Source organism: Pseudomonas sp. HD6422, from assembly GCF_025377065.1.
Lineage (GTDB): Bacteria > Pseudomonadota > Gammaproteobacteria > Pseudomonadales > Pseudomonadaceae > Aquipseudomonas > Aquipseudomonas putida_U.
The window spans coordinates 1-8,283 of the sequence record NZ_JAHWIW010000068.1; the positions used below are offsets into that span (position 1 = coordinate 1).

Genomic DNA, 8,283 nt, shown 5'->3' on the forward strand with positions numbered 1-8,283 from the left:
TCGGCTGGTTAACCTACCTGCGCTACGGTTCAAATAACTGGTACGCTTAATCAAAGTTCAACTATTACTAACGTAGTCGAGTAAACGGTACTTTTGATGAAGATCGGTTATGCGCGGGTGAGCACTCGGGATCAGAACGCCGACCTCCAGGTCGATGCCCTGAAACAGGCCGGGTGCGAACGCATCTATCAAGACATCGCCAGCGGCGCGAAAAGCGCCCGGCCGGAGTTGGACAAGTTGCTAGCCCATGTTCGAGCGGGCGACACCGTGGTGATCTGGAAGCTGGATCGCCTCGGGCGCTCCCTCAAACACCTGGTCGAGCTGGTCGGCGAGCTGGCAGAGCGCAAGGTCGGCTTGCAGAGCCTGAATGACCCAATCGACACCACCCACGCCCAAGGTCGCTTGGTGTTCAACCTGTTTGCCTCGCTGGCCGAGTTCGAGCGCGAGCTGATCCGCGAGCGGACTCAGGCGGGTTTGTCGGCCGCGCGGGCGCGGGGCCGGATCGGTGGCCGTCCCAAGGGCCTCCCAGCCAAGGCCGAGGCCACCTCCATGGCGGCCGAGACGCTGTACCGCGAGGGCCGCCTGAGCGTCAGCGCCATCGGCGAGAAGTTACACATCTCCAAGAGCACGCTGTACAGCTACCTGCGCCATCGTGGTGTTGAGATCGGCGCACACCAGAAGAGCGCCCAGCCGCGAGGTCAGCAACGCAATGTCGCGTCGCCGGCAGAGCCCGCCGCCGAGCAGGTGGCCACCGTCACGCTGCGCCTGGCGGTGGTGAACAACAGCAAGTTCGTTCGCGGCCGGAAACGGGCCAAGGAAAATATCGAGCGCTACTGCTTGGAGCCCTACAGTATGAAACGGCTGGAGTCGGGCAACTACGAACTGGCCATTCCGTATCGGAGCGACGATGAGCTGGACAAGACCGTGCATGACTTGCTGACCGAGATCAGCCAGGAAGCCGACATGCGCAACTGCTTTATCGAAGCCGATGCCTGGGAAGAAGGCTCTGAACGGCGCTGGTAGGGCTTAAGTGCACTTTCTGTTCCATTGCTCCCCAAACCCCAGTCTTCAGCTCGCCGGCGGGTAGCAACGCGCTACCTGCAGTTACGCCTGTGCCAGCAACACTGAAACCCAGCTTGGACTTGTAGAGGTAGTAGCCAGGTGCGGCGACGAGATACACCTGAATGGCGTCTGGTGTCCCGATAGCCGAGACCTTGAAAGCCTCGTGTACCGGGAGAAAAGTGGGTGGGGCGCTGAATTCTTCCCCCGCGGCCGGGGCTAAAGTGATGAGAGCAGTAAGAGCGATGAGTGCTTGGAAGAATCGTCGAGTCATTGGAGCGTGCGCACGTTCGGAGTGTGCCGCCATGGTAAATCACTTGCCGCATGTGACCTGCCAAAGCACGACCACGCTTTTCCTCTCTTGCACAGCGCTTGCGGGTTACTTGCAGATGAACATCTTTCCGGAGGAGTCGAATGCAATAGACCCCTTTGCAAAGTCACCGCACCCCTGGCCTGTTGTGACAGTGCCAGGGTTGTAGGCCACTTGCTTCACCCATCGTCCATTGGTGCAGTTCAACGGTGTGCCGCCAGCGGTTCTACTTACCAGGCCGTTCGGTGAGCAGGACGCAGACTCTGTGTTGGACCCCATGATGGCCAGGTCACCCACGGTAGCGCGGCCCGTGGATGACAAGGTCTGGGCAGAAACCATCCCGCTGGCTGTGACGGAGACTGTATCGAGGTTGTTGACCTCAGTGATGTTGTTGTTGCCCATGAGCAGCGTCGTGCGCATACGGTTCAATTCCGCATTTGCTTGCGCAGTTCGCGAGAGCTTGTCGTTGAGGGCAGATTCACTACCTGGTGCGCTTACAGTGCTGCGGATCAAGCTGGTGGCAGTCGATACGACAGTCGTTCCTGGCAGGGAGTTGGCAACCACCCCTTCCCAATCCTTGATGATATTTTGATCAACGCTAAACGTGTTGGTGGTGCACGAGGTCGTGATTGGCGACTTGTACTTATTCGTCGACGAAATCCCACCAATGTATGGGGGGCTCGTGGTCTGCAGTACGCTCAGTGCATTAGCGCAAAGAGGAGCGCCTGGCCATCCGCCCTTTTCGGCCCGATAAGCCCGGGCAGCATCAAGGATGGTCTGAGTCTCTTGCGCGGTTAGGTTGGCCCGCATCTCATTGATGCCTTCCATAAACGAAGGCACGGTTGCAGCAGTGATCATCGCCATGATTGCAATGGAAATGGCTAACTCAAGTAATGAAAATCCTGACTGGCGACGACGGTGCACCATTGGACGACTCTCTCCGTGTTAGAGGCCCGATGCCGTGGATCATTACACACCTCATTTAAAGCACAACCCAAAACATGCTGTCGGATTTCGTCCAATGAACACGGGGGTGTAACCGGTACATGATGCTCCAGTTTAACCGGCTCAATGCGACGATTCGGCACATCAATGGCTGATATGGACTGTTGGCGCTAAGGCCTCTACGCGTACTGAATGGTGATTCGATTGCTCGTTTAGATTCGGTATCCGGTGCACTATTGATACCCTATCGCCAATATCAGTTACTGCGGAGCACCAGGTGGCCATCCCAGCGTATTCAGTCGTGTCCATCATGAGTTACAGCCCCCTCGCAGGCATCCGCCGAGCGACCGGCGTCCCCATGGGTTTGTTGAGGGATGCAGATGAGCGAAACTCAACCTTCCTGGCCGTTGACGCTCAATTATCCGGGCTGACAAAGCAGCCTGACCCGAAGCGCCGACTTGAGTTCGGCTTGTGGGCTCTAGACAACGCACCCAGTCCTGAACTGAAAGACCGTGTACCGCTCGAGGTGATGATTGTCCATTACGTGAGGACCCTCCCTGCCTGGCCAACCTTAGGCCATTCGCCGGCGTTAAATATCGTCACACTAGATTGGCCGGTCGACGGCGGCTACGGGATCCGGGCCTTCCTAATCGGTACCGATGAGCTGATGCCGCCCGAGCAGTTACGATTCTTCTATGAGCAGCAGAAAGAACGGATGAAGCCTGAGATCTCCTCCAGAATGCCAGAAGTGAACCAATAGCAAGGACCGGAGTAGCCTTCTGCATAACTGGGCGCCTGGTTCTGACCTTTCTACCTGTATGATCCGCACCTCAGCCTGCTCCCAGTGCAGGCGGGCTCTAGCTTTTTCCTGTTACCTACTTGAGGTAGCACTGCTCCTCACCCTGCTTGCCGCAGACGTGCGTGACGTTAGGTTGTCCTCTCGAAAAATGTAGAGCCTCAGATCATTGGCCTAGCCGCTTCAGCGGTGGGGGGGCCAGCACGAAACAGGGAGTGAGAATGAACAGATTCTGGTTGGTCGGGCTCACCGGTATGCTGTCTCTCCTCATCGGGTGCACGGGCATTCAAACGACAAGGCCAGGCGTGGTAGGCGTCGACCGTACTCAGTACATGTTTTCTGGTTTTTCAGAAGCTGATGTGGAGAAATCGTATGCCCTTACCTACAAGGCGGGAGTGAAGAAGGCCGAAGCCGCTGGGGTGCTCGTGACAGATTCCCCGCTCGGCAAGCACGTCCAATCATTAACTGTAAAGCTGGTGATGCAGACCCACGTGTTCCGTCCTAATGCTGAAAAATGGGGCTGGTTTGTCAATGTGATCGACCAGGATGTCGTTAACGCAAACTGCGGTCCAGGGGGCAAAATTGTCGTCTACACCGGCTTGATCAAGCGTCTAAATCTGACTGACGACGAGTTAGCCATGGTCCTTGGCCATGAGATCGCTCACGCACTAAGACAGCACGGCCGGGAACAAGCCTCAGCGAATGCAGTTTTCGAGCTGGCGGGTGGAGTAGGCGCTAACGTCTTGAAAGCAGGCTCGCTAGGTAAGAGCGCTATCACTAAAGTGTTGAACACTGGTGTGGGCCTGCCTTTTAGCCGGCGCGATGAGGAGGAGGCGGACCTGATCGGTTTGGAGCTTGCAGCGCGCGCAGGCTTCGATCCCAGGGCGGCCATTACCCTTTGGCAGAAAATGGCAGCCCTCGACAAGGGTCATTCCTCGCCAGCTTTCCTGAGCACCCATCCCAGCGATACACGACGAATGCAAGTGCTGGTGGATGCGATACCCAAAGTGATTCCGCTGTATCAAGCGGCCTATCTGAATGCCTCGTGAGTGTTCCTTAAGTATTCATCTCTCAAATAAAAGCCCGGCACTCGCCGGGCTTTTTGCATCTGACCTTACAGCCAATGATTCTCAGCGGCAGACCTCATAGTTTGGGGACCCGCTGGTACTTCCGCGAAGAGGGCCGCGGTAGTACGTCACTCCTTGGAACGTGTACTGAGTTAGGTTGCCGGGCTCGAACATTGTAGTGATAGTGAACGTATTCCAAGTGATAGAGCCAGTCTTCCCGTTGGCTGCTACCGACCAGAGGTAGAATCCACTGCCACCTTCAGAGCTATCCCACGTCTCGCTGTATCTGCACTGAGACCATGGATTTACTGGCTCAGGTGGTTTCGGTGGCTGCATGGTTCCGATAGCAGTCTGCTGTACGGTGACATTAATGGGGCGAATAGAGAAAACGGAAAAAATCGTACGCTAAGGTTTTCCGGGCAGCCTTAGCGGCCGAAACTTCCCGTCCTCCAGCCTGCGGCTCTGCCGCCAGACATAATCGCCGGTCAGATTGATGTGCTCCCACCCCAGCGGCGACAGGTATTGCAGCAGCTCACCATCCACCGACTTCCCCGCATCGCCCATCGCCTGGGTGGCGCGCTCCAAGTACACCGTGTTCCACAACACGATGGCGGCCGTCACCAGGTTGAGGCCACTGGCCCGGTAGCGCTGCTGCTCGAAGCTCCGATCCCTGATCTCGCCGAGGCGGTTGAAGAACACCGCCCTGGCCAGGGAGTTGCGGGCTTCGCCCTTGTTCAGTCCAGCATGCACGCGCCGGCGCAGCTCGACGCTTTGCAACCAATCGAGGATGAAAAGCGTGCGCTCGATCCGGCCCAGCTCGCGCAGGGCCACGGCCAGGCCGTTCTGGCGCGGATAGCTGCCGAGCTTGCGCAGCATCAGCGAGGCGGTGACCGTGCCCTGCTTGATCGAGCTGGCCAGGCGCAGGATGTCGTCCCAATGGGCGCGGACGTGCTTGATGTTCAGGGTGCCGCCAACCATTGGGCGCAATGTCGGGTAGTCCTGGACGCTATTCGGAACATACAGCTTGGTTTCTCCGAGGTCGCGGATGCGCGGTGCGAAGCGGAAGCCCAGCAGGTGCATCAGGGCGAAGACATGATCGGTGAAGCCAGCCGTGTCAGTGTAGTGCTCCTCGATCCGCAAGTCGGACTCGTGGTACAGCAGACCGTCGAGCACATAGGTAGAGTCGCGCACGCCGACATTCACCACGCGGGTGCTGAACGGTGCGTACTGGTCGGAGATGTGGGTGTAGAACAGCCGCCCCGGCTCGCTGCCGTACTTCGGGTTGACGTGGCCGGTGCTTTCGCCTCGACCACCCGCCCGGAAGCGCTGGCCATCGGAAGAAGAGGTCGTGCCGTCGCCCCAGTGAGCGGCGAAGGTATGACGGTACTGGTGGTTGACCAGCTCGGCCAGGGCCGCCGAGTAGGTTTCGTCTCGGATGTGCCAGGCTTGCAGCCAGGACAGCTTGGCGTAGGTCAGGCCGGGGCTCGACTCGGCCATCTTGGTCAGCCCGAGGTTGATTGCATCGCCCAGGATCGCTGACAGCAGCAATGTCCGGTCTTTGGCCTCGGCACCGTCCTTCAGGTGTGTGAAGTGGCGGCTGAAGCCCGTCCAGTCGTCCACGTCCATCAGCAGTTCGGTGATCTTGATGCGCGGCAGCAAATGGCTGGTCTGGTCGATCAGCGCCTGCGCGGTATTGGGCACCGCGGAATCCAGCGGGGTGATCTTCAGCCCGGACTCGGTGAGGATGGCATCGGGCAGCTCGTTGTCCTTGGCCAGGCGGGTGACGGTGGCCAGCTGCTCGTCCAGCAGCTGCAAGCGCTCTTCCAGGTACTGGTTGCTGTTCGGGTTGATCGCCAGGGGCAGAGCCTGCGCATGCTTGAGCGCGGCGAACCTCTCTGCCGGCAGCAGGTAGTCGTCGAAGTCGCGGAACTGCCGCGAGCCCTTGACCCAGATGTCACCGGAGCGCAGCGCGTTCTTCAGCTCGGACAGGGCGCAGATTTCGTAGAAGCGCCGGTCGAGGCCTTCCGGGGTTATCACTAGCGGCTTCCAGCGCGGCTTGATGAAGGCGGTGGGCGCATCGGCCGGCACCTTGCGCAGGTTGTAGGCGTTCATCTCGCTCAGGGTCTGCACGGCTGCCAGCACGCCTTGCGCAGCCGGGGCAGCGCGCAGTTCCAGCACCTCCAGCAAGGCCGGCGTGTAACGGCGCAGAGTGGCGAAGTTCTCGCCGACCAGGTGCAGATGGTCGAAGCCTTCCGGCCGGGCCAGCAGCTCGGCCTCGCTGACGCTCTCGGTGAACTCGTCCCAGGGAATCACCGCCTCAATGGCGGCATAGGGATCGCTACCGCTTTCCTTGGCTTCCAGCAGAGCCTGGCCGATCTTCGAGTACAGGCGCACCTTGTCGTTGATCGCCTTGCCCTGCTTCTGGAACTGCTGCTGATGCTTGTGCTTCGCGCTGCTGAACAGCTTGACCAGGATACGGTCGTGCAGATCGACCAACTCATCAATCACCGTCGCGGTGCTCTCCAGCACCACGGCGGCCAGGGTCGCGTAGCGTCGCTGCGGCTCGAACTTGCCGAGGTCTTTGGGCGTCATCTGCCCACCCTCGCGGGCCAGCTTGAGCAGGCGGTTCTGGTGGATGTGTCGGCCCAGGCCTTCGGGCAAGTCCACCAGCTGAAATGTCTTCAGCCGCTCGATGTGTTCGAGCATGTGACGGGAGTTCGGTTTCAGCGGTGCCTGTCGCAGCCAGGTCAACCAGGTGATGCTGCTGCCGGCCTTGAGCTTCAACAGCTCGTCCAGCTTGGCCCGATGCGAGTCCGTGAGTGGTTCGACCAGGGCGCGGTAGACTCGGCGATTGGCCCGCGCAATGGCCTCCGAACAAGCTCGATCAATTACGCTCAACGCCGGCAGAATGCGCCGCTTCTGTCGCAGGCTCTCCAGGGCCTGACCGGCCAGCAGTAAGCCCTTGTCGGTCTGCTGGGCCAACTCGGTCAGCTCGCGCACCAGGGCGCGGAAGTCGGACAGGCCGAACGGGGCCAGTTGTAGGTAGGTGCGCAGTTCCTGGGCGTGCTCGCGGCGAGTCACGTCGCGTTCGCCGTACTTCAACCAACTCGCCGGGTCGGCCTGAACTTGCTTGGCCACCCACTGGATGACCGGCTCGGGCGGCTCGCTGTCGGTGCCCAACGCATAGCCGGGGTAGCGCAGCAGGCTGAGCTGCACCGCGAAGCCCAGGCGGTTGGCGTCGCCGCGCCGCTGGCGGATCAGCGACAGGTCGGAGTCGTTGAAGGTGTAGTAGCGGATCAGGTCATCCTGGCTTTCCGGCAACGCAAGCAAGGTGTCGCGCTCCGTAGCCGAGAGAATCGAGCGACGCGGCATGGTTCAGTCGTCCTTGCGAAGGTACTGATAGAGGGTTTCTCGGCTGATGCCGAACTCGCGGGCGAGCTGCGCCTTCGGCTCGCCCGCAGCGGCCCGCTGCCGCAGCGTGATGGCTTGCTCGTCGGAGAGGGCTTTCTTGCGGCCCCGGTAGGCACCGCGCTGCTTGGCCAGGGCGATGCCCTCGCGCTGCCGCTCGCGAATCAGGGCGCGCTCAAACTCGGCAAAGGCCCCCATGACCGACAGCATCAGGTTGGCCATCGGCGAGTCCTCGCCGGTGAACACCAGGCCTTCCTTCAAGAACTCGATGCGCACACCGCGCTGGGTCAGCTTCTGCACCAGGCGGCGCAAATCATCGAGGTTTCGTGCCAGGCGATCCATGCTGTGCACCACCACGGTGTCGCCTTCGCGAACGAAACCGAGCATGGCCTCCAGCTGGGGACGCTGGGTGTCCTTGCCCGAGGCTTTGTCGGTGAACAGCTTGCCGACCTCGACCTGTTCAAGTTGGCGTTCCGGGTTCTGGTCGAAGCTGCTGACCCGGACGTAACCGATGCGTTGTCCCTGCAAGATGCCTCCATGGGCTGGATGGGCGGCAGGGCTTGCGTTGGTTTTTGGTTCCATTGCGCCCGAAGCCTTGAATTTGTCAGGCTGAAATCTATGACCTTGGCAAGCATGTGTCAAAGAATGTGAAAGCGGACTCTATTCTGACGGCGTGATGCGCCTTGCCTGACATCCAG

The 8,283-nt window shown here is 59.9% G+C and carries 7 protein-coding genes; 3 read left to right on the forward strand and 4 right to left on the reverse strand.

The genetic code is table 11. The features are described from left to right. The first annotated feature begins 96 nt into the window (after positions 1–96). Complete coding sequence (locus KY379_RS26840) at positions 97–1,023, forward strand: recombinase family protein (RefSeq protein WP_004574516.1); 927 nt, start codon at positions 97–99, stop codon at positions 1,021–1,023. Here KY379_RS26840 and KY379_RS27570 read toward each other — a convergent pair. Both KY379_RS27570 and KY379_RS26845 read right to left on the reverse strand, forming a co-directional pair. Further along, the gene (locus tag KY379_RS27570) at positions 977–1,366 is read right to left on the reverse strand and encodes a protein-disulfide reductase DsbD domain-containing protein (RefSeq protein ID WP_368736596.1); all 390 of its coding nucleotides are present in this window, start codon (positions 1,364–1,366) and stop codon (positions 977–979) included. The two genes, KY379_RS26840 and KY379_RS27570, sit on opposite strands and share 47 nt — an antisense overlap. Positions 1,367–1,438: 72 nt before the next feature. Beyond that, a complete protein-coding gene (locus KY379_RS26845; protein WP_255260225.1) occupies positions 1,439–2,296 on the reverse strand; it encodes a type II secretion system protein in 858 nt (285 codons plus the stop codon). 328 nt (positions 2,297–2,624) lie between these two features. On the opposite strand from KY379_RS26845, the gene KY379_RS26850 reads away from it, so the two are divergent. Both KY379_RS26850 and KY379_RS26855 read left to right on the forward strand, forming a co-directional pair. Next, the gene (locus tag KY379_RS26850; protein WP_145994188.1) at positions 2,625–3,074 is read left to right on the forward strand and encodes a hypothetical protein; all 450 of its coding nucleotides are present in this window, start codon (positions 2,625–2,627) and stop codon (positions 3,072–3,074) included. 257 nt (positions 3,075–3,331) lie between these two features. Next, a complete protein-coding gene (locus KY379_RS26855) occupies positions 3,332–4,159 on the forward strand; it encodes a M48 family metallopeptidase (protein WP_102059627.1) in 828 nt (275 codons plus the stop codon). Positions 4,160–4,582: 423 nt separating this feature from the next. On the opposite strand, the gene KY379_RS26860 is transcribed toward KY379_RS26855, so the two are convergent. Both KY379_RS26860 and KY379_RS26865 read right to left on the reverse strand, forming a co-directional pair. Further along, positions 4,583–7,549: a Tn3 family transposase gene (locus KY379_RS26860; RefSeq protein WP_003090772.1), complete on the reverse strand. Its 2,967-nt coding sequence runs from the start codon at positions 7,547–7,549 to the stop codon at positions 4,583–4,585. Positions 7,550–7,552: 3 nt separating this feature from the next. After that, positions 7,553–8,113 (reverse strand): recombinase family protein, encoded by a 561-nt coding sequence (locus tag KY379_RS26865; protein ID WP_003090771.1) that lies wholly within the window; start codon positions 8,111–8,113, stop codon positions 7,553–7,555. Positions 8,114–8,283: the final 170 nt, after the last annotated feature.

Bases quoted from the DNA above. Each gene is read 5' to 3' on its own strand.
- KY379_RS27570 (WP_368736596.1), bottom strand. From the start codon at position 1,366: ATGGCGGCACACTCCGAACGTGCGCACGCTCCAATGACTCGACGATTC.
- KY379_RS26840 (WP_004574516.1), top strand. From the start codon at position 97: ATGAAGATCGGTTATGCGCGGGTGAGCACTCGGGATCAGAACGCCGAC.
- KY379_RS26845 (WP_255260225.1), bottom strand. From the start codon at position 2,296: ATGGTGCACCGTCGTCGCCAGTCAGGATTTTCATTACTTGAGTTAGCC.
- KY379_RS26860 (WP_003090772.1), bottom strand. From the start codon at position 7,549: ATGCCGCGTCGCTCGATTCTCTCGGCTACGGAGCGCGACACCTTGCTT.
- KY379_RS26850 (WP_145994188.1), top strand. From the start codon at position 2,625: ATGAGTTACAGCCCCCTCGCAGGCATCCGCCGAGCGACCGGCGTCCCC.
- KY379_RS26855 (WP_102059627.1), top strand. From the start codon at position 3,332: ATGAACAGATTCTGGTTGGTCGGGCTCACCGGTATGCTGTCTCTCCTC.